The organism is Streptomyces sp. NPDC053426 (genome assembly GCF_055585405.1).
The window spans coordinates 274,688-295,478 of the sequence record NZ_JBVJKE010000012.1; the positions used below are offsets into that span (position 1 = coordinate 274,688).

At 70.8% G+C, this 20,791-nt stretch carries 17 protein-coding genes and 1 pseudogene; 11 read left to right on the top strand and 7 right to left on the bottom strand.

Annotated features, from left to right (window positions below):
- Positions 1 to 338: 338 nt before the first annotated feature.
- The gene (locus tag ACZ62B_RS25085) at positions 339 to 1,220 is read right to left on the bottom strand and encodes a universal stress protein (RefSeq protein WP_469692146.1); all 882 of its coding nucleotides are present in this window, start codon (positions 1,218 to 1,220) and stop codon (positions 339 to 341) included.
- Positions 1,221 to 1,760: 540 nt separating this feature from the next.
- On the opposite strand from ACZ62B_RS25085, the gene ACZ62B_RS25090 reads away from it, so the two are divergent.
- Complete coding sequence (locus ACZ62B_RS25090; RefSeq protein WP_469692148.1) at positions 1,761 to 2,267, top strand: acyl carrier protein; 507 nt, start codon at positions 1,761 to 1,763, stop codon at positions 2,265 to 2,267.
- A gap of 54 nt (positions 2,268 to 2,321) precedes the next feature.
- On the opposite strand, the gene ACZ62B_RS25095 is transcribed toward ACZ62B_RS25090, so the two are convergent.
- The 3 genes from ACZ62B_RS25095 to ACZ62B_RS25105 all read right to left on the bottom strand — a co-directional run bounded on the left by ACZ62B_RS25095 (position 2,322) and on the right by ACZ62B_RS25105 (position 5,919).
- On the bottom strand, positions 2,322 to 3,368 hold the full coding sequence (locus tag ACZ62B_RS25095) for an alcohol dehydrogenase catalytic domain-containing protein (protein WP_469692150.1): 1,047 nt from the start codon (positions 3,366 to 3,368) through the stop codon (positions 2,322 to 2,324).
- A 90-nt stretch (positions 3,369 to 3,458) separates the two neighbouring features.
- The gene (locus ACZ62B_RS25100; protein WP_469692184.1) at positions 3,459 to 4,940 is read right to left on the bottom strand and encodes a bifunctional aminoglycoside phosphotransferase/ATP-binding protein; all 1,482 of its coding nucleotides are present in this window, start codon (positions 4,938 to 4,940) and stop codon (positions 3,459 to 3,461) included.
- Between the two features lie 103 nt (positions 4,941 to 5,043).
- Positions 5,044 to 5,919 (bottom strand): universal stress protein, encoded by an 876-nt coding sequence (locus ACZ62B_RS25105; RefSeq protein ID WP_469692151.1) that lies wholly within the window; start codon positions 5,917 to 5,919, stop codon positions 5,044 to 5,046.
- Between the two features lie 195 nt (positions 5,920 to 6,114).
- On the opposite strand from ACZ62B_RS25105, the gene ACZ62B_RS25110 reads away from it, so the two are divergent.
- The 7 genes from ACZ62B_RS25110 (at position 6,115) to ACZ62B_RS25140 (ending at position 12,018) form a co-directional block, all read left to right on the top strand.
- Positions 6,115 to 6,927, top strand: a complete 813-nt coding sequence (locus ACZ62B_RS25110; RefSeq protein WP_469692153.1) for a universal stress protein — start codon at positions 6,115 to 6,117, stop codon at positions 6,925 to 6,927.
- A 147-nt stretch (positions 6,928 to 7,074) separates the two neighbouring features.
- Positions 7,075 to 7,680, top strand: coding sequence for an Rv1733c family protein (locus tag ACZ62B_RS25115; protein ID WP_469692155.1), 606 nt, complete (start codon positions 7,075 to 7,077; stop codon positions 7,678 to 7,680).
- A gap of 38 nt (positions 7,681 to 7,718) precedes the next feature.
- On the top strand, positions 7,719 to 9,110 hold the full coding sequence (locus tag ACZ62B_RS25120) for a nicotinate phosphoribosyltransferase (protein ID WP_344560272.1): 1,392 nt from the start codon (positions 7,719 to 7,721) through the stop codon (positions 9,108 to 9,110).
- Between the two features lie 11 nt (positions 9,111 to 9,121).
- On the top strand, positions 9,122 to 9,406 hold the full coding sequence (locus tag ACZ62B_RS25125; RefSeq protein ID WP_382053407.1) for a DUF1876 domain-containing protein: 285 nt from the start codon (positions 9,122 to 9,124) through the stop codon (positions 9,404 to 9,406).
- A gap of 127 nt (positions 9,407 to 9,533) precedes the next feature.
- Positions 9,534 to 10,001, top strand: a complete 468-nt coding sequence (locus tag ACZ62B_RS25130) for an Hsp20/alpha crystallin family protein (RefSeq protein WP_344560270.1) — start codon at positions 9,534 to 9,536, stop codon at positions 9,999 to 10,001.
- 132 nt (positions 10,002 to 10,133) lie between these two features.
- Positions 10,134 to 11,009, top strand: coding sequence for a pyridoxamine 5'-phosphate oxidase family protein (locus ACZ62B_RS25135; protein WP_344560269.1), 876 nt, complete (start codon positions 10,134 to 10,136; stop codon positions 11,007 to 11,009).
- Positions 11,010 to 11,025: 16 nt separating this feature from the next.
- Positions 11,026 to 12,018 (top strand): Acg family FMN-binding oxidoreductase, encoded by a 993-nt coding sequence (locus ACZ62B_RS25140; protein WP_468890313.1) that lies wholly within the window; start codon positions 11,026 to 11,028, stop codon positions 12,016 to 12,018.
- A 125-nt stretch (positions 12,019 to 12,143) separates the two neighbouring features.
- On the opposite strand, the pseudogene ACZ62B_RS25145 reads toward ACZ62B_RS25140, so the two are convergent.
- A pseudogene (locus ACZ62B_RS25145) lies at positions 12,144 to 12,693 on the bottom strand (CBS domain-containing protein).
- Between the two features lie 898 nt (positions 12,694 to 13,591).
- Between ACZ62B_RS25145 and ACZ62B_RS25150 the strand changes: the two are divergent.
- The 3 genes from ACZ62B_RS25150 (at position 13,592) to ACZ62B_RS25160 (ending at position 17,748) form a co-directional block, all read left to right on the top strand.
- Positions 13,592 to 14,263 (top strand): CBS domain-containing protein, encoded by a 672-nt coding sequence (locus tag ACZ62B_RS25150; protein ID WP_344560266.1) that lies wholly within the window; start codon positions 13,592 to 13,594, stop codon positions 14,261 to 14,263.
- Between the two features lie 2 nt (positions 14,264 to 14,265).
- On the top strand, positions 14,266 to 15,513 hold the full coding sequence (locus ACZ62B_RS25155; RefSeq protein ID WP_469692185.1) for a SpoIIE family protein phosphatase: 1,248 nt from the start codon (positions 14,266 to 14,268) through the stop codon (positions 15,511 to 15,513).
- A 282-nt stretch (positions 15,514 to 15,795) separates the two neighbouring features.
- Positions 15,796 to 17,748, top strand: coding sequence for a PAS domain S-box protein (locus ACZ62B_RS25160; protein WP_344560265.1), 1,953 nt, complete (start codon positions 15,796 to 15,798; stop codon positions 17,746 to 17,748).
- Here the strand turns inward: ACZ62B_RS25160 and ACZ62B_RS25165 are convergent.
- Both ACZ62B_RS25165 and ACZ62B_RS25170 read right to left on the bottom strand, forming a co-directional pair.
- Positions 17,732 to 17,938, bottom strand: coding sequence for a hypothetical protein (locus tag ACZ62B_RS25165; protein ID WP_469692158.1), 207 nt, complete (start codon positions 17,936 to 17,938; stop codon positions 17,732 to 17,734). The two genes, ACZ62B_RS25160 and ACZ62B_RS25165, sit on opposite strands and share 17 nt — an antisense overlap.
- The gene (locus ACZ62B_RS25170) at positions 17,928 to 20,657 is read right to left on the bottom strand and encodes a cation-translocating P-type ATPase (protein ID WP_469692160.1); all 2,730 of its coding nucleotides are present in this window, start codon (positions 20,655 to 20,657) and stop codon (positions 17,928 to 17,930) included. Before ACZ62B_RS25170 ends, ACZ62B_RS25165 begins: the two co-directional genes overlap by 11 nt.
- Between the last annotated feature and the right edge of the window lie 134 nt (positions 20,658 to 20,791).

Sequence of the window (20,791 nt, forward strand, 5' to 3'; positions counted from 1 at the left end):
GCGCAGTCCGACCGCACCAAGACCCTGGCTGCCGATGACGAGCAGTTCGGCGCGTTCCGCCTCGGCCGGCAGGACCGGGCGCCGCCTTCACCTGTCCGGCGGCGCTGTACAGCCGCGGATACCGTTCGTTGATCCGGTCGAGCACGCGGCGCGGCACCTGGCGTGCGTGGTGCTGAGGCGGGATCGGCTCGGGCGAGCCCTCCCATGCCCGCACCAGCCGCAGCGGCAGTCCTCGGAGCAGGGCCTCCCTGACCATCCAGTGGGTTGCCGTCATGCTTTCGCGCGAGCCGTCGAGGCCGGCCACGACGAATTTCGGCACGGGGATCACCCCCAGTGGTTCAGTAGTGGGGTACGACGGCCACGGGGCAGGCCGCCTGCTGGATCACGGCATGGGTCACCGGGCCGGTACGCGCGATCCTCGGGCGGTCGGTGAGCCGGTGTCCGACGACCAGCAGTTCCGCGTCGGACGCCGCTTTGGTCAAGGCTCCGGAGGGCTTGCCCTCCACCACCGTCTGGAGAACATCGACGTCGGAGTACTTGTCGCCCCACACCTGGAGTACGGCGGCAAGGAACCGCAGCCACTCCTCGGCCCGCTCCGGATCGCTCACCAGACCGATCTCGCCGGGGCCCAGGGTGAACGGGTCGGGAGCACGCCAGGCGTGCAGAACCCTCAGCCGCGCGTGACGCACTCGGGCCGCCTCGAAGGCGAACTCGATCACCTCGTCACACGGTTCCGTGACATCGACACCGAGGACCACGTCCCGTCGGCCGCTGCCGTCCACTTCCTGCGTCTCACCAGCCGTGCCGTCGGCCCGTACGAGGACGACGGGTCTGGTGGCCCTCGCCACGACCTCGAGCGCGACCGACCCCACGAGCAGCCCGGTGATACGGCCCAGCCCACGCGAGCCCAGGACCAGCAGCTCGGCGTCGGCCGACGCCTTTATCAGGGCGGCGGACGCCGGCCCCTCGACCTGCTCGTCGTACACCCGTACGTCGGGGCACGCCGTGCGAACGCGTTCCTCCGCCTGTCGCAGGACACACCGGGCCCGGTGCCGCTCAGCCGCGTGGGCGATCTCTGCCTCCCCCTGACGCGGGTGCCAGTTCCGCACATGCAGCAGCCGCAGCGGCCGTCCCCGGCGGACAGCCTCACGAGCCGCCCACTCGGCGGCGGCGAGGCTCTCGGGGGAACCGTCGACCCCGACGGCAACAGGTGAAAGCATGACGCACACCTCCAGAAGACCTTCCCCTCCTTCGTCAGTGTCACGCGGGGGGCGGTGCCCGGAACAGGGCCCACCGGGTCCACCGGGAGAGCCATCAGGCCCATGTCCCCCATCGGCTGACGGGACAGCCATTCGGGTCGTGCGGTACGACTGCCACCGGGCACTGTGCGTGGTGCGGCAGGGCATGGCTCGTCCGGCCGGGTCGGAGGCTGAAGCAGCCCCGGTGTTGTCGGGCGCCGATGATCACGGGGATCGCCGGCGGCCGACCGGAGCGTGAGCCCTTTGGGAGAGTTCGGGTCTTGTCCGTGCACCGACGGCTCTCCTCCGAAGGGTCTGTCGGCACCGTGGTCGGGGCCGTTCGGCCCTACGGCCGGCGGGCGGGCGGAGGTGTCGTGGAATTGAGCCGAGGGCCAGGAGACACGGAGAAGCGGAGTGAGACCGCGCACCGTGCAATGAGGATCCGCAAGAAGCGGGCGGCCCTCGGTTCCCTCTGTGCCCGACTGCGGCTGCTGCCGGCTCACGGACGTACTCCCGGCCGACGTGCGGCCGGCGCCGTGCTCCGCGAACCTGGAAACCAAGGGCAGCGCCGCGAGGAGCACCCATGGACCGGGAAACGATCCACAAGGACACCGAACCCGTCGTTCCGCCCGTCTCACCGACTACGAAGAGGCCCGGTCGGTATTCACCTGGGACCGGGCGCGCGGCGCGCCGGCCGGGCTGCCCGAGGGCGGGCTGAACATCGCGCACGAGGCGGTGGACCGGCACGCGGCCTCCGAGCGTGCGGACAAGGTCGCGCTGCGGTGCATCGCAAGGGACAACGCCGTCACCGACGTCACGTACGCCGAGTTGGCCCGGCGTACATCCCGCTTCGCGAACGTGGGCCCCGACGACACGTTCCGGGACGCGCTCGAAATGGACTCGCTGGACTTCCTCTCCTGCATCGAGATCCTCGGCGAACGTACCGGCGTGCGTATCGACGACGCGGACGCACCACGGCTCACCACGCTGTCCGGTAGTGCCGACTTCCTCGTCGCCCATGTGCCGTGAGAGGTGTCGCCGCCGCCCCGGCGCGGGGCCGGGTGACCGGCACCGGGCGACCGGCTACGGGGACGGTTCCGGCAGCTCGCGGTGGAGCACGACTTTGAGGGCGCCGGTGTCCGGTCCGTGCGCGAAGACCTCGTAGGCGTCCTCCATGCGCTCAAGGGGGAACCGGTGGGTGACGAGCGGGAAGACCGTGAGGCGTCCGTAGGACAGCAGGTCGAGCAGCCAGGGCGTGGAGGAGGTGTCGACCTGGCCGGTGCTGATCGTGACGTTCTTGCGCCACAGGGCCTCGAGATGGAGGGTGGCGGGTTTGCCGTGCATGCCGATGTTGGCGATGTGCCCTCCGGCTCGCACCACGCGGGTCGCCAGGACGAAGCTGTCCGGATCGCCCGCGGCCTCGATGACGACGTCGGCGCCCGGCCCTTCGGACAGCTCGGCGACCATCCGCCCGGGGAGTTCGGCGGCATGGGCGCCCATACGGGTGGCGGATGCCAGCCGGGACGGCGACAGGTCCACCGCGACGACCCGACGAGGCGAGTACAGGCGGGCCAGGACCACCGCGGCCAGGCCCACAGGACCCGCGCCCACCACGACGACGGTGTCACCCGGGCCCACATGTCCGTTGCGCACCCCGACCTCGTAGGCGGTCGGGAGGAGTTCGGCGAGCAGGACCGCCTCGTCGAGCGGAAGGTACAGGGGCCGGCGGTGTGTGGAGGAGTCGGCGAAGGGAACACGGACGAACTCGGCCTGCGTCCCGTCGATCTCCTGGCCCATGATCCATCCGCCGCCGCCCCGGCACTGCCCGTACAGGGCGTCGTGGCAGGACGGACAGTGCCCGCAGGACGACACCGACGACACGATCACCTGGTGTCCGGCACGTCGGGTGCGCACTCCCCGGCCGACCTCCACCACCTCGCCGACGGCCTCGTGGCCGAGGACCGTCCCCGGCTTCACCTCGGGAAGGTCGCCCCGCCGGATGTGCAGATCGCTCCCGCAGACGGTGGTCGCGTCGACGCGTACGATCGCGTCGGTGCCCTCCTCGATCACGGGATCGGGAACCGTGTCCCACGATGTCCGCCCGGGGCCGTGGTAGACGAGTCCGCGCATGGCCGCTCCCTCGCTCGCCGTCTCCTCTCCACCGTCACCCCCCGGGGGGCTCCTGGGCAACACGGCGGTGCCCGCGCCGCTTCCCGCCCGTCAGTCCGGCCGCATGTAGGGGCGGCGGAAGACCGGCGCCCGGCCCGTGCCCCACGGGTGCACGGCTGCCAGCGCCTGGACGACCGCTGCCTCCAGAGGGCCACCGGTGTCGACCGCGACGGCATCGGGCCACGGCGGCTCCTCGGCCGCCATGGCAGCGGCCACGGTGACGTCGGCATCGGATACCGATGCTCCCGCGGTACGGGAGTCGAGACGCGCCTTCGACACCTCGCCGGGAACCCGGCAGTGCAGGGCCACCAGATCCGCACCGGTGCGTTCGGCCGTGCGCAGGGCCGCTTCGCGCCGCCCTGAATCGGACCAGGTGGCGTCCAGGACGACGGATTCCCCCGAGGACAACAGGGCGGCCGCGCGGTCGAGCAGTTCGGCGTACGTCCTGGCGGTCCACTCCGGGGTGTACAGACCCTCGCCGTAGCCGGCCGCCGCGGACTGCTCCGCCGGGATGCCGGCCAGTTCCTTGCGCAGTCGGTCGCTGCTGAGCAGGGTCACCCCGAGGCGGTCGGCCAGGGCTCCGGCGAGCGTGGACTTCCCGCTCCCCGGCAGCCCGCCCACCAGGGTCAGACCGACGGCGGAGGCGCGCAGGTGCCGCAGCGTCGCCGTGACGAGCCGTCGGGCCGCCGCCCCGGCACCGGGCGCACCCTGGCGTGACTGGATCAGGGAGACCTTGGCGCGGACGAACGCCCGGTAGGCCACGTAGTGGTGCCACAGCGAGGGGGGCGCGGGGTCGCCGGAGTACTCGCTGTACCGGGCGAGGAAGTACGCGGCCGATTCCGGGGCGCCGAGCTGCTCCAGATCCATGGCGAGGAAGGCGGCGTCGTCGAGGCCGTCGACGTGGCGAAGGCGGTCGTCGAACTCCAGGCAGTCCAGGATGCGGGGGTCGTCGTCGAGACAGAACACGTCCTCGGCCAGCAGGTCGCCGTGGCCGTCGACGATACGTCCCTCCCGGATCCGGGTGTCGAACAGCTGCTCACGGCCGGCGAGGTACCGGCGCACCAGCCGCTCGACCTCGTCGACGCCGTCGGGCAGGGGGATCTCGTCGGCCAGGGCGCGAACCTGCGCGAAGCTCGCTTCCCACCTCGACGACAGCGCGTCGCGGCTTCCCTGCGCGTCCACGTCCGGGCTGCGGGGCGCGTCCGCGTGGCGTGCGGCGAGCTGACGGGCCACGGACCGCAGGACGTCATCGACGGCGGCTCCCTCGCGTACCAGTCTGGACAGGCGGCGGTCCGCCGGCATGCGGCGCATCACGACGAGCGGTTCGGCCTCGTCCGTGTGCGGCAGACGGATCTCTCCCAGGCCCAGGTAGACGTCCGCGGCGAAGCGGCGGTTGAGGTCGACCTCCTGTTCGCAGGCGGCCCTGCGGGCCGCCACCGTGGTGTAGTCCAGGAACTTCAGATCGACAGGCTTCTTGATCTTGTAGGCGTGGTCGCCGAAGAGGAGCACGATCGCGGTGTGCGTCTCGTGCAGCTCCGCGCGCGGGAACGTGACGCCGTCGGGGCCGGAGCCCCGACGGAGCACGGACGCGTCGGTCCGGTGCGCGGCTGCCGTCGTTTGCCTCCGGCCGTCCGGCTCAGTCATGGGGTACGACCGCGACGGGGCAGCGTGCGTGGTGGATGGCGGCCTGGGCGACGGGCCCCAGCCGAGGTGCCGGAACACGGTGGTGCCTGTGCCGGCCCACGACGAGCAGCCCGGCGCTCCCGGCGGACCGCAGGACCGCCCGGGCGGGGCTCTCCAAACCGATACCGTCGGTCACCTCCACCCGCGGGTACTTCTCGCGCCAGGGGTGAGGGGCCCGGTCCAGTTGCTTCCGCACGCCCTGCGTGATGCCGTCGGCGACCTCGTGGTCCACCCCCCGGGGAACGTGGGCGTGGACGGGCAGGCTCTGTCCGTGGACGGCCCGCAGTGGCACGTTCCGTGCCACTGCCGTGGCGAAGGAGAACGCGAGCAGGTCGTCGCAGGGGCCGTGCGGCTTCAGCGCGACCACGACATCGCCCCGCCCCTCGGGCACGGCCGACGGGGCTTCCGTACGGGTCCCGGCACGGACCGGGACGACCGGCCGCTCGGCATGTGCCGCGACCGGCATGCTGATGTCGCCGAGGAAGTAGCTCTCGGCGAGTTCCAGCCCGCGCGAGCCGAGCACGGTCGTGGAGGACTCCAACGCCGCGTGCAGCAATGCCTCCTGGGCCTCGTCCGCCACCAGGTTGCCGACGACGGCGAGACCTGGATGGAGCCTCTGCAGTTCCGACTGCGCGTTGTGCACCAGCCGCTTCGCCCAGTGGTTCTGGTCGATCTCGGAGAGGACCTTGGCCGGTTCCGGCGCCGGCATGGGCCACGCGTGCGGCAGGCGCAGCGTGAACTTGCGGCGCTCGGCCTCGTCCGCGGCCCATCGGGCGGCGGAAAGGCTCTCGGGTGAGCCGTCGAGGCCGACGGTGATCACTGGCTCCATGGCACCTGCCTCCGTCTCGTAAGAAGGTGGAATGGTGGTGACCGGGCAGGCCTCTCGGAAGCGCGGTACACCACACGGTGCCTGCCACCACTCATTCGAGAGTTACCGCAAACCCTTCGGCAGCGCACGCGGACCCGACGTCGGCCGGGACTCGAAGGGTGAGGTCGGGCAAGGGGATCAGAGACGGCTGCAACGATGCCCCTGGTGGGGGTCGACGGGTCGGAGCCGAGCCTGGACGCGGTGGACTGGGCCGCCCGCGAGGCGGCCCTGCACATGATGCCGCTTCACCTGGTGCACGCGGCGGCGCCGGGTCAGGACGCGTCCGGTGCGATCGCCGCGGCCTCGGAGCGGGCCAGGGATGTCGCCGCCGGCCTGCGGCTGTCGAGCGATGTGCCGCGCGACGACGCGGTTTCGGCCCTGACCGGTGAGGGGCACAGGGCCTTCGCACTGGTGGTCGGGGCCAGGGGGCGCGGAGAACTCACCGGACTGCTTCTGGGTTCGGCCGGGCTTGCTGTGGCGGCGCGGGCGGACTGCCCGGTCGTCGTCGTGCGTGGCTCGCAGGAGCACCGGACCGGCCGGTTCGGGAGGATCGTGGTGGGGGTGGAGGACGGTGCGGAAAGCGACACGGCCGTGGAATACGCCTTCCGTGAGGCCCATGTGCGGCCATGCGAACTCATGGCTGTCCACGCCTGGAGCGCACCGCTCGGCGCTCTCCCTGAACCTCCGCCCGGGTCGTGGTACGCGCTAGAAGCCCACCGTCGCCCGCCCACGCAGGTGCTCGACGACGTCTTGCGCGGTCCCGCGAAGCGGTACGCGGACGCCACGGTGTCGCGGCGGGTGGTCGAGGGGCCCGCGCGGCGGGCGTTGCCGGAGGCAGCGGCGGAAGCGGATCTGCTGGTCGTCGGCGCCGGTGAACGGCACGGCCGTCCCGGTCTGCAGCTCGGCGTGATCAACCACGTGTTGCTTCATCACGCACCGTGTCCGGTCATGGTCGTACCGCAGAAGTGAACAGCACGCGGCTGGGGGCCTCGCCAAAGGGCCGACACCGAAGTCTGAAGGACCGCCCACCGGGGACCTTCGGCCCAGTGACCGGAGCCCGCCGCTGTTCGACGGTGGTAGGGGAAGCGACCAGCGCGATGTGCTGGAGGCCCGACGATGAATACCCGAAGTTCACCGTACGCGTCCGGTCCGCTGCCACCCCGCGGGGACGAGACGTCCAAGGGGCACAACCCCCTGGTCCGTACGTCGGACCGGGTCGAGTTCTGGCTGCATCGCGTGCTGATGGCCGTCCTGGTCGTCGGATTGCCGGTGGCAGGACTCGTCGTCGGCAGGACGACGTACGAGTCGTCGATACGGACGGTGCGGACCCAGTCGGCGGAGCGGCAGCAGGTCAGTGCCCGGGTGATGTCGGTCACCGAGAACGTCGGCCAGGCGGTGAAGGAACAGGCACAGGTCCGCTGGACGGACAGCAGCGGCGCGGTGCGGACGGCCACCGCCCTCCTGAAACCGGGCATGACCGAGGGCGCCACGGTGCGCATCTGGGTGGACCGCGACGGGACCGTCACCGGTCCACCGCTGACGAAGCGTCAGGCCCTGGCGAACGGCTGGTTCGCCGGAGGCATCACGGTCATCAGTGGGACGGCCGGAGTCTTCCTGACCCGAGCAGGCGTTCGCCTGGTGCTGGACCGCAGGAGGTACGCGCAGTGGGACACCGAGTGGGATCTGGTGGAGCCCGGGTGGGCCGGCCGGTTCCGCCGGTGACGCCCGGCGGGCGGAACGGAAGGGAGGAGGTGGCGCCGATGTCCGAGGCGACGACCACCGATCTGTACGAAGTGACGATGGCCATGTCCTATCTGCGGGAGGGGATGACCGGTCCGGCGACGTTCAGCCTTTTCGTCCGCGATCTGCCGGCGGAGCGGGGCTTCCTGGTCGCGGCGGGGCTGGAGTCGGCCCTGGACCACCTGTCCGGCCTGCGTGTCGGTCCGGAGGACGTCGGTGCCTTCGCCGCCGCTCTCCACCGGCCACCACGGGATCTGGAGTCCCTGCTCGGACTGCGGTTCACCGGCAGCGTGCGGGCGGTTCCGGAGGGACGGATCGTCCTCGCGGGCGAGCCCCTGCTGGAGGTGACCGCTCCGCTTCCGCAGGCGCAGCTGGCCGAGACGTATGTGCTCAACCAGGTGAGTCATCAGACGATGATCGCCTCGAAGGCCGCACGCTGTGTGCTCGCGGCGGCCGGACACCCGGTCGTGGACTTCTCCCTGCGGCGGACCCACGGCCCGCAGGCCGGGTTCCAGGCCGCCCGGCTCGGCGCGATGACCGGTTTCGCGGGGACCAGCAACGTGGCCGCTGCCACGTCCATGGACCTGCCCGCCGTCGGCACGATGGCCCATTCGTACGTGGAGGCGTTCGAGGACGAGGAGGAGGCGTTCCGCGCGTTCGCCCGGACCCACCCCGGCCCCGTGACCTTCCTGGTGGACACCTACGACACCGAGGAGGGCGTCCGCGTCGCGGCACGTGTGCTGCGGGACCTGGACCGCGGACCGGGTTGCGCCGTACGCCTGGACAGCGGCGATCTGGGAGCCCTGGCGGTGCGGACCCGGCACCTGCTCGACGAAGCGGGCCTGACCGACGTGCGGATCACCGTCAGCGGCGGGCTCGACGAGTACGCCGTGGACGACCTGGTCCGCTCCAGAGCACCGGTCGACGTCTACGCGGTCGGTACACGCGTCGGAGTGTCGGCCGACGCGCCGTATCTGGACTCCGCGTACAAAATGGTGGAGTACGAAGGGCGACCGGTCATGAAACTCTCGTCGGCGAAGGTGACGGCGCCCGGGCGGAAGCAGGTGTTTCGTCGGCCCGGTGGTGCCGACACGATCGGTCTCGCCGACGAGCGGCCACCGCGTAACAGCGAACCGCTGCTGGAAACGGTCATGCGGAACGGGCGGCGCACCGGCGGCAGGCCGACACTCGGCGAGTGCCGGGAGAGGTTCTCCGCCGACCTGGCCGCACTGCCGTCGGCCGCCCGGCGGGTCCGTGCCCCTGTCCCACCTCGTGCGACGACCTCCGAGCGGCTCGGTGCGCTCACCGAACGGGTCCGGCGCCGTATCACGGAACAGGTGGGGGCGTCAGCCGCGCGGCAGGCCGTGTCCGGACGCCCCGGTGCGGGGTCCTACGGATCCGTTTCGAGCTGAGGAGGACAGCGATGTCGCACACCCTGGAATGGAAGGCCCGCGTCTACCTCTTCGAGGAGGAGAGGACCACAAAGGCCCGAGCGGTGATCGACACCGGGACCACGGTGCTCACCGGCCACGGCACCGCACGCCGGAACCCTGCCGACGCGGATGTACCGGAGATCGGCGACGAACTGGCCGCGGGCAGGGCCGTACAGGATCTGGGCCGGCAACTGCTGGACATCGCCGAACGCGACGTCCGGGGCACGGCCACCCGACGGCCGGACCCCCGTCCGGCCGTCGGGTGGCCGATGTGACCACGTTCCGCGCCTCGGCGAGGAAACCTTTCAGATCCGGGGCCCGCCCGGGCGCCCGGTCCGGTCAGCGGCGGAGGCTCTCCGCAACCGGAAGTTCTGTGGATCAAAGACCAAGGAGGATGGACCGATGACACTTCCCGTACACCGTGGCAGGGGTTCGGTCTCCGGATGGGCCCCGTTCCGGGAGCTCGAGGAGCTGCGCACCCGGATGGACCAGCTCATGCACTCCACTTTCCCCTTCCCCGGCAGCGGTTTTCCTCAGGCCGAGGTGGGGACGTGGGCACCGTTGGTCGATGTCGAGGACACCGAGGACGCCTACCTGATGGAGCTCGAGGTTCCCGGCGTCGACAGGGAACAGATCACGGTGGAGGTCGGCGACGGCGAGCTCGACGTCCACGGCGAGATCAAGGAGAAGGAGCGCACGGGCGTGCTCCGCAGGCAGGCCCGGCACGTCGGGCAGTTCGACTACCGCACGAGTCTGCCTCCGAACGTCGACACCGAGAGCATCACCGCGGAGTTGGCCAACGGAGTCCTCACCGTGCGCGTCCCCAAGGCCGAGAAGGCCAAGCCGCACCGCATCGAGATCACCGGCTGAGGGGAGGCGGGACCGGCCGACGCGCCGTACGGCGGTCCCGGGTCGGTGTCCGCCTCTTCCGCCACCCGGCGTCTTTCGAGGGTCATGTCAGGGGGGAGTCGCACATCGGTATGTGAGGAAAGGGCGGCGATCATGCGAGCTCACCTGGGCGATCAACTCGTCATCGAGAGTCCGGCGACCGGCGGCACCAGGCGCGACGGCGAGATCGTCGGGCTGCACCACGAGGACGGCACACCCCCCTACGACGTGCGCTGGTCGGACACGCTCGACGTGACGCTCGTCTTTCCCGGCCCCGACGCCCACGTCAAGCACCTCGGACATGAACCCGAAACCGATGCCGACGCGCCCTCGCCCGGCAATCCGCCCGGCCCCGGCGACATCGGCCGGCGGGTCGCCACCGAACGCGAACGGCAGGGCCTGACCCGGGAGGAGACGGCCCGCCGCGCCCGGATGGCACCGGACTACCTCGCCTACCTCGAAGAACACCCCGGCGATCCCAGCCTGGCCACCCTCATCAGGCTGGCCTCAGCGCTGAACACGAGCGTCCAGGCACTGCGCGGTGGTGGTGCCGACCTGCCGCCCGGCCGGGGCATGGCGCTGCTGCACCCTCAACTCCAAGACCTCGAACCGGAGGAGTGCCGGACCCTGCTCTCCACACACGGTGTCGGACGCATCGCGCTCGCGACACCCGAGGGCCCCGCGGTCGTGCCGGTCAACTACGAGGTCGTCGACGACGCGATCGCCTTCCGGACGGCTCCCGGTTCCGTGCCCGCGGCCGCCGTGGGAGCGGAGGTCGCCTTCGAGGTCGACCATCTGGACGAGGCCATGAGCCAGGGGTGGAGCGTTCTCGCCGTCGGCCCCGCGCAGGCGGTCACCGAACCCGACGACGTACGACGCCTGGCCGAACACGCCCACACCACTCCGTGGGCCGGAGGCGAACGCGAGATGTGGGTGTGGATCCGGCCCGCACAGCTCACGGGACGCCGCATCACCCCGGCCGGACAGTGAAACAGGAGGCCCTCCTGTGAACCAGCGAGCGCTGTCCGACGAACACGTGACGAACCTCGTGCGCGACGCGGCCGTCGCCCCGTCCATGCACAACGCCCAACCGTGGCGGTTCCGCTACCTCCGCGGCAGCCACACCTTCCAGTTGCGCGCGGATCTCGGCCGCGTTCTGCCGCATGCCGACCCGCAGCAGCGCGCCCTTCACCTCGGCTGCGGCGCCGCCCTGCTGAATCTGCGCGTCGCGCTGGTCCACGAGGGATGGCGCCCGGAGACCCGGCTACGGCCCGACCCTGCCGACCCCGGCCTGCTCGCCACCGTACGGCCGATCGCCCTCGGCACCGCCGACAGCGGGCTCGCGGCGTTGTATCCAGCGATCCACCGACGGCACAGCAGCCGCTACCCCTTCGACGACACGCAGATCCCCCAGCGGATTCGCGCGGCCCTGTCCAACGCAGCCGACCGCGAGAAGGCAACGCTCACCTTCCCGTCCCCCTGGCATCTGCAGGAAGTGCTCGAACTGCTGGAGGAAGCCGAAGCACGCAACCTCACGGACCCCGGCAGCAGCCAAGACCTGGCGGAATGGACCCGCATCGACGACTCGTCCGTGAACACCGAACGCGACGGAGTGCCGGGCTACGCCTTCGGTCCGCGGAAACTGGGTGGCAAGGCTCCCATACGGGACTTCGCCGGGAACAGGCCGGTGGCCGGCCGCGCCGCCGCCGAGTTCGAACGAACGCCTCAGCTGGCCGTCCTCAGCACCGCGCACGATCTCCCGGAGGACTGGCTGCGCGCCGGCCAGGCCATGGAACGTGTCCTGCTGCTCGCGACCCTCGAAGGCCTGTCGACCTCGTTCGCCAGCCAGGCCCTGGAGTGGAGCGACCTGCGCTGGCCACTCCGCGACCCCGTGTCCGGGACCGGACACGCACAGATCGTGCTGCGCCTCGGATACGGCCCCGAAGGTCCGGGCACCCCGCGGCGCCCCGTGCCGGACATCCTCGACATCGAGCCGTGACCGGCAAGTCCCGGCTACCGGAAGGCCGCGCGGATCTCCTGCTCGGTGGCGGTGTGGGAGACGACGAGTAGTTCGTCAGTGGCGATCCGCGTGGGCGATGCGCCGATGCGCTGGCGCGCCAGGGATCATCCGTGCGGGTAGTCGATGTGCTCGGAGACCGAGACGACGCCGTCCGCACTCCGGCACAGTCTCTCGAGGACGAGGATCAACATCTTGATCTCGTCCCGGATGGCGTCGTCGCGGCGCAGGAAGATCCGGAGGAGATCGCTCCGGCTGACAATGCCCTGGAGCCGGTCGGTCTCATCGACCACGGGCAATCGCTTGACGTTCTGCACCGCCATGAGACGGGCTGCCTCGACCACGGTCCACTCGGGGCGTGCGCAGACGGCAGGTGCCGACATCAGTTCCTCGGCACGGGTCCCCTCGGCCTTGGCCCGCTCCCAGGCCTCAAGGTGCGGAATCGGCGTCCGCCCGGACGGGTCGGGCTGAGAAGACGACTTGCGCAACAAGTCTGCCTCGGACACCACACCCATGGGCCGGTCCAACTCATCCACCACCGGTACGGCGGTGACGCCGTTGTCTCTCAGCAGCTCGACGATCTCCTTGAAGGGCATGTCACGCCGCGCCCGATACCACGCTCCGGCTCATGAGTTCTGCGACCGTGCGGTGCTGCATGATGTCGCCATCTCTTCCGGTTGACGGTCCGGATAACCAACGGTGGTCACCTCAACAGTGGCATCTCGTGCTACAGCCTCATTGTGAGGAAGCAGTGACACCCGTGCGACTCCTAATCGGCCATCGCGGCGGCTCGGCTGCCGACGGCTTCTCACGTCTTCCCTGGTCGGAAAATCCGCTCCCGTGACGGCGCCGTTGCCCTGTGCGGGCCGCTGCGACGCACAGGGCATGGGCCCGGGATCAGTGCGACACTGGCCACGTGGGAAACCGACCGTGCCTGTCGGGTGGTTACGGTGAGTTACTCGGAACACCGGGCCACCGCACGAGATCCGGCAACACATGCCACCGCCCGGCCGCCGGACCTCAGCTTCGCACCGGAAGTTCCGCGTGCGCGCAACACGATGACCGTCCCGGCTGTCTCGGTCGTCGGCGACACGGCCTCGCCGGACGCCGCCCGCACCCTTTCCTTTGAGCGCCTGAACTCGATGCCCGCCGTGAACGGCGAGACCTGTGCAGTCCCTGCGGGTCCTCCACAGATCACGGGTGACTCGCGGGTCCGGTCAGCCGCATCCGCCTGCTCAGAACACCCATCCGCCACGACACCGACCGCCGGGGTCCGCAAGAGGAAAACGAGTCCCGGATCCTCCTCCCTGGGCTCTCCCTCTGCTCGCCCACCCCCTCGGTGTGATGGCGGAGAACGGGCCCTCACCGTGAGTGGGACGCTTGAGGCGGCACTCGTGCCCGAACGCCGGGCTCCATGCGGGGAAGGGAAGACGTGGTCGACGTCGTGGACCGTCGTGGCCCAGGTCGACCAGGGTTTCGGCCGACGGCGCCGGAGTGCCGACAACGGGCCGGGGCGCCGCACGGTCCGGCACTCGCCGGGAGCAGGAGGTGAACAGTGTCAGAGACCCCGCACATCGTGAGCGATGTGATGACCCGGACGGTCGTGGCCGTCGGACGCGACGCACCCTTCAAGGAGATCGTCCGGACCATGGAGCATTGGCAGGTCAGTGCCATGCCGGTGCTCGATGGCGAGGGGCGCGTCATCGGCGTCGTCTCCGAGGCCGATCTGCTCCCCAAGGAGGAGTTCCGCGACAGTGATCCGGCCCCGGTCGAGCAGCGCCGACGACTGTCCGACATCGTCAAGGCCGGTGCGGTGACGGCCGGGGAGCTCATGAGTACGCCCGCCGTGACGGTCCACTCCGATACCACCCTGGCGCAGGCCGCGAGGATCATGGCTGTCCGCCACGTCAAACGACTGCCTGTGGTCGACGATCTGGGCATGCTCCAGGGGATCGTCAGCCGCGCCGACCTCCTCAAGGTCTTTCTGCGGCCGGACGAGGACATCGAGGAGGAAGTGCGCCGTACGGTGGTGTCCTACCTCTTCCCGGCCCTCAGCCACGCCATCCACGTGAACGTGCACGAGGGAGTCGTCACCCTCCGCGGAGACGTCCACGACACCTCACTCGTCTCGGTTGCCGTCCGGCTCATCCGCGCCGTGGAGGGTGTCGTGGGCGTCGAGCCCCATCTCACCGGCAATCACGCGCGGGAGAAGGAGGAGGGGCTGTGACCGTGCCAGTGCCGGGCATCGACTACGTCGCGTTGTTCGCCGGCACGCCGAGCCCCTGCCTGGTGCTGAATCCCGACCTGATGATCGTCGAGGTCAACCAGGCCTATCTGGAGGCGACTCAGCGGACCAGACAGGATTTGACCGGGCAGCGTGTCTTCGATGCCTTCCCGGACAACCCCGCCGATCCCGATGCCGACGGGGTACGCAATCTCAGCACGTCCCTGCACCGAGTACTCACTTCCCGGAAACCGGACACCATGGCACTGCAGAGGTACGACATTCCGGTCATGAGCCGGCCCGGGTCTTTCGAGGAACGCTGGTGGTCCCCTATCAACACCCCGATCCTCGGCACGGACGGGAACGTGAAATGGGTCATCCACCGGGTGGAGGATGTGACCGCATTCGTCCAGTCCCGCGCCGGCGGGAACGGCGGCCTTTTCTTGTCAGGGCTCACCGAGCGGGAGGTACTGGAGGCCGAGCTGTACGCCAGGGCGCGCGAACTGCAACTGCTCAACGAGGAGCTCCGCCAGGCCCACACCCGCGAACGCCAGGTGGCCGTGGCCCTTCAGGAGGCCATGCTCCAGGCCCCTGACCTGGCCCGGCACGACAACATCGCGGTGCGGTACCTGCCCGCGACGGGATCACTGAACGTGTGCGGGGACTGGTACGACGCGGTCGACCTGCCCGATGGCCGCTTCGCAGTCGCGGTGGGCGACGTCGTCGGTCACGGTCTGGAGGCCGCAGCCGTCATGGGAATGCTCCGCAGTGCCCTGAGCGCAGCGATTCGCGCGCTGGAACGCCCCGCTCAGGCTCTGGAGGTGCTGGGTCTGTATTCCCGCTCCGTCGAGGGCGCGCTGAACACAACCGTCGCGAAGGCCCTGGTGGACCCCACCAGCCGTCTCATCATCTACAGCAGTGCCGGCCACCCGCCCCCGGTTCTCCTGCGGACGGACGGCACCTGTGAGCTGCTGGACCAAGCCACCGACCCGCCCTTGGCCGTCCGGATGCAGCATGTCCCCCGGCCGCAGGCAAGCGCCACCTACCGTCCGGGCGACACCCTCGTTCTCTACACCGACGGTCTCATCGAACGCCGGGGCGAGGACATCGACACCGGTATCGCTCGGCTGACCGGCACTCTCGGCCGGTACAGCGTCCTGGCCCCGGAGCAGCTGGCCGACACCCTCCTCACCCAGCTCGGACTGTCCGGCGGTGGCCGCGACGACATCGCCCTCGTTGTCGTACGACTGTGATGGCGTGCGGGCAGGCGGTGGGCCGACCCGGCGCGGCCCTCGGGAAGGGTACTCAACCGCTCGCACACCCGTCCGGCAGGGCGGCGTCGGCCCCGACAGCGCTCGCGGCACCTGCGGATTTCGCGCAGCCGCCTCCACCTTCGCCGCCGACAACGCCACCAACCGCTCATCCCAGGAACGGGTGCACCCCTTTAACGACAGTTGGGGACAAACGGATGCATGCTGTGGCGGGGTGCGCTGGAATGGCCGGAAACCACTGGCAGCGGGGCGGCTGGGACGGACATGAACCACGACACCGGCGCAGCGGACACACACTCCGTTGCGGCCCTCGAATCAGGCACACGTACGGCCCCCGGGCGGGTCGGCGAACCGGGAGCCGCCGAGGAGCAATTTCGTGGGCTGTTGGAGGCGGCACCGGACGCCATGGTCATCGTCGACCACACCGGAGCCATCAAACTCGTCAACGCCCAGACCGAGGCACTGTTCGGCTACCGGCGCGAGGAACTCCTCGGCCAGTCCGTCGAACTGCTCGTCCCTCACCGCCTGCGCGGCCACCACACACAGCACCGCAACGCGTACGCCGCGAACCGCCAAGTACGTCCGATGGGGGCCGGTCTCGACCTCCACGGACTGCGCCAGGACGGCACTGAGTTCCCGGTCGAGATCAGCCTCAGCCCTCTGGAGACCGCCGACGGTCTGCTGATCTCGGCCGCCGTCCGTGACGTGAGCGACCGCAAGGCCGCCGAAGAACGCATCAGCGAGCTGGCCGCCCTGGTGGAGTCCTCCCAGGACGCCATCCTCGCCAAGACACTCGACGGGTACATCACCTACTGGAACGCCGCCGCCCAGCGGCTGTACGGATACACCGCCGCCGAAGTCATGGGCCGGCACATCTCCCTCCTCGCCCCGAGCGATCACCACGAAGAGATCGCCACGCTCCTGGGCCGTCTGCGGCTCGGCGAGAAGGTGGAGCACTTCGAGACGCTGCGCGTCACCAAGGCCGGCGTGCTGCTGGACGTCGACGTCACCATGTGGCCGAGGCGAGCACCGGACGGCACGGTCATCGGCGCATGCGCCATCGTCCGCGACATCAGCGACCGCAAACGGGCCGAGGCGGAGCTGACCGCCCTGTACGAGCAGCAGCGCCATGTCGCCCTCACCTTGCAGCGCAGCCTGATGGGAACCCCGCCCGACGTACCCGGCCTGGTCACCGCCAGCCGCTACCGGCCCGCCACCCAGGGAGCCGGCGTGGGGGGCGACTGGTTCGACCTGATACCGCTCGGGGCCGGCCGGGTCGGCGTACTGATCGGCGACGTGATGGGCCGCGGCCTGGAGGCCGCCGCCGTCATGGGCCAATTGCGCTCGGCGGCCCACGCTTTGGCCAAGACGGGTATGCAGCCCCGGCGGCTGATGCAGGCCCTGGACACCTGCGTGGCCGACCTGGACGTGCCCGACCAGCTCGTCACCTGCTGCTACCTCGTCGTCGCCGCCGACGAGGCGAAGGTGACCATGTGCTCCGCCGGCCACCTCCCGGTCCTGGTCGCCGTGCCCGGTGACGGAGCCCAGCCGCTGTCGGCGCCCGTGAACGCGCCGCTCGGCGTGGGCAACGTCCTGTACGAACAGTCGTCGGCGGCGGTGCCGCCGGGCGCCACCCTGGTGCTCTACACCGACGGCCTGATCGAAACCCCCGGCTGCGACATCGAGGACAGCCTCGCCGCACTCGCGGCCACCTGCGGCGTGCTGTTCACCGCCGCACCGCCCGGCCTGGACATCGTGGCCGACCGTATCCTCTCCGCCCTGCGCCCGGACGCCGAGGGACACGACGACGACGTCACTCTTCTGCTGGCCCAACTACCCGCCGCACCGCTGGCCTCCGTCACGACCACCCTGTCCACCCGCCCCGAGTCCGTGCCCGAGGGCCGCACATTCCTCAGCAAGGCCCTGGCTGCCTGGGACTGCCACGCAAAGGCCGACGACGCACGACTTCTCCTGTCCGAGCTCCTGACCAACGCCGTTCAGCACGCCCAGGCCCCGGTCACACTGCACGTGTGCCGCACGCCCACCGAACTCACCGTCGAGGTGAGTGACAGCAGTCCGCACCTTCCGGAACCCCGACGGGCCGAGGAGGACGAGGAGTCCGGCCGCGGACTCAACCTCGTCCGCATCCTGGCCGACAGCTGGGGCGTGCGCCCCACCGACGACGGAAAGACGACCTGGTTCACACTGCGGCTGTGAACGTCCAAGCCGCCGGCGGCCAGGGCGGGCGGTACGGGGAGTCAGAGGAGCCGGCGCTGCGGCTGACGCACGGCAGTCGCGCCCATGCCTTGCCGAGTCCCCAGGTGGCGCCGCCACCCGTCGCGGCGAGGGCGATCAGCACGACCGTGTGGACCAGGTGGCAGCCGCCCTCGGCCTGCTCATCGCCCACCGGCGCGCCCGCCGGCGGCGACCCGCCAGAGCAGCTCGGCGAGCAACACGGTGGAAGCCGTGCCCAGGCACGCAGCCCACTGTGCCACGTCCAACGGCGCGGTCCCGAAGACGTTCTGTGCCCACGGCAGATGGACGGCGGCCACCTGGATCGCCAGGACACCCGCCAGGCACAGCCACAGCGTGCGGTTGCGCAGCTGGTAGCGGCTCAGCAACGGCCCGTCGTCCGCGCGGGCGTTCAGGGCGTTGAAGAGCTGGAAGAGCACGAACGTGGTGAATGCCATGGTCGCGGCGGTCCGCGCGTCGGCGTGGGAACGGGCGACGGCCAGAAGAGCCACGGTGCCGAGGGCCATGACCGCGCCGGCCCGGCCGATGGCGAGCAGCCGCCTCGCGTCGAGGATGCGTTCGCCGGGATCGCGCGGCGGGTGGCGCATGACGTCGTCGCGGGCCGGGTCCACGGCCAGGGCCATGGCAGGCGGTCCGTCCATGATGATGTTGACCCAGAGCAGTTGTGCGGCGGTGAGCGGTGCGGGCAGCCCGGCGAGGGCCGAGCCGAGCAGGGTGAGGATGGCGCCGATGTTGGTGGCGAGCTGGAAGCGGACGAACTTGACGATGTTCCCGTAGATCGCCCGTCCTTCGCGGACGGCGCGGACGATGGTGGAGAAGTCGTCGTCGGTCAGGACCATGTCGGCGGCTTCCTTGGCCACGTCCGTACCGGTGACGCCCATCGCCACGCCGATGTGGGCGGCCCGCAGCGCGGCCGCGTCATTGACGCCGTCCCCGGTCATCGCGACGACGTGACCCCGGCTCGACAGAGCCCGCACGATCGCGACCTTGTGCTCGGGCGCAACACGCGCGAAGACACCGATGCCGTCGATCCGCGCCACCAAGTCCCGCTCGGACATCCGGTCCAGCCCGGCACCGGTGACGACCTCACCCCGGATACCCAGTTCCCGCGCGATCGCCTCCGCAGTACCCGCATGATCACCGGTGATCATCTTCACGTCGACGCCCGCCGTGCGGCACAGGTCCATCGCCTCGCGTGCCTGCGGGCGGGGTGGGTCCGCAAGCCCGGCGACCGACAGGAGGGTCAGTTCGGACAGCGGGTCCGGGGCGCCGGGGTCCGGAGCCTCGTCCACCAGGGCCTCGGCCGCGCCCAGGACCCGCAGGCCCGCCTCGCTGAGGCGCGCGGTCGCGGCGAGAACCTCTTCCCGGCGCCGCTCGTCCAGGCGCCGCTCCCCGTCCTCGGTCAGCACGGAGGAGCACAGGTCCAGCAGTACGTCCACCGCGCCTTTGACGAGGACCCGGGTGCGACCGCCCGGTTCCGCGTGGAAGGTGGCCATGTACTTGGTGGCCGCGTCGAAAGGCAGCTCGCCGGTGCGGGGCAGCTCCGCGCGCAGCCGGTCCACGTCCAGTCCGCCCTTGGCGGCCAGGACCACGAGCGCGGCCTCGGTGGGGTCGCCGACGAAGCCGGTTTCGGTGAGACGCGCGTCGTTGCACACCGCGAACGGCAGCAGCTCCCGCCTCAGGTCGTGGGCGTCTTCCCCGCCTCCGGCCACGCGGATGGTGCCGTCCGTCGCGTAGCCCTCACCGGTGACGTCGTGGAGCCGTCCGCCGGTCCACAGTGCCCGCGCGGTCATCTCGTTCAGGGTCAGGGTGCCGGTCTTGTCGCTGCACACGACCGTGGCGGAGCCCAGCGACTCGACGGCCGCCAGGCGTTTGACGATGGCGCCGCGCCGGGCCATGCGGTGAACGCCGAGCGCGAGCGTCAGGGCGAGCACGGCGGGCAGTCCCTCGGGAATCGCGGCGACCGCCAGGGCCACCGCCCGCAACGCGATGTCGGACAGCTCCTCGCCGCGCAGCAGTCCGGTGAGGGCGTACGCGACGACCGCGATGCCGCTGAGCAGCGCGAGCCTGCGGCCCAGACTGTCCAGCTGGATCTGCAGCGGGCTCGGTGGCTCGGCTCCGGTGCGCAGCGCGTGCGCGATCGCGCCGAGTTCCGTGTCCATGCCGGTGGCCGTCACGATGATCTCGGCACGGCCCCTGGTCAGGGCGGTGTTCATGAAGAGCATGCTGGTCCGCTCGGCCAGCGGCACCCGTTCGGAGCCGGCGGCGCCGACCGTGGCCGTGCTCTTGACGACGGGCTGGGACTCACCGGTCAGGGCCGCCTCCGCCACCTCCACCGACTCCGCCACGTTCAGCCGTCCGTCGGCCGGTACGCGATCACCGGCCTCCAGCAGCACGACGTCCCCCGGCACCAGCAGGTCCGCCCCGACCACCTGCTCCACACCGTCGCGGCGGACCCGCGCGGTCGGTACGAGCATCCGCCGCAGCGCCTCCAGGCTGCGTTCGGCACGCCGCTCCTGGACATAGCCGAGGACCGCGTTGATCTGCAGGACGACGGTGATCACCACCGCGTCCTTGACATCACCGAGGGCTGCCGCCACCACGGCGGCCAGCAGCAGAATGCCGATGAGCCAGTTGCGGAACTGGTCCAGGAACTTCAGCCACTCCGGCCGCCGGGCCGGTTCCGCCATACGGTTCGGCCCGTGCACCGCGGTCCGCCCGGCGGCCTCGGCCGCGGACAGCCCGGTGCCCAGGTCCACACCCAGAAGAGCGGCAACACGTTCCGGGGGCAACCCGCAGGCGTCCACTCCCGTCACGGGCGGCTGCGCGCCGGGCTCCGTCCGCGCCGCTCCGGTCGTCACCGGCTTCGTCATGGTCACGCCTCTCCCTTACGGACGACGGTGACAGGGCACTGGGCCTCTCGCACCACGGTACGGCCGGCCCCCGGCGGCACATCTCGGCTCGGCGCGCCCACCTGCATCCGGACGGGACCGCCCATGCCGATCTC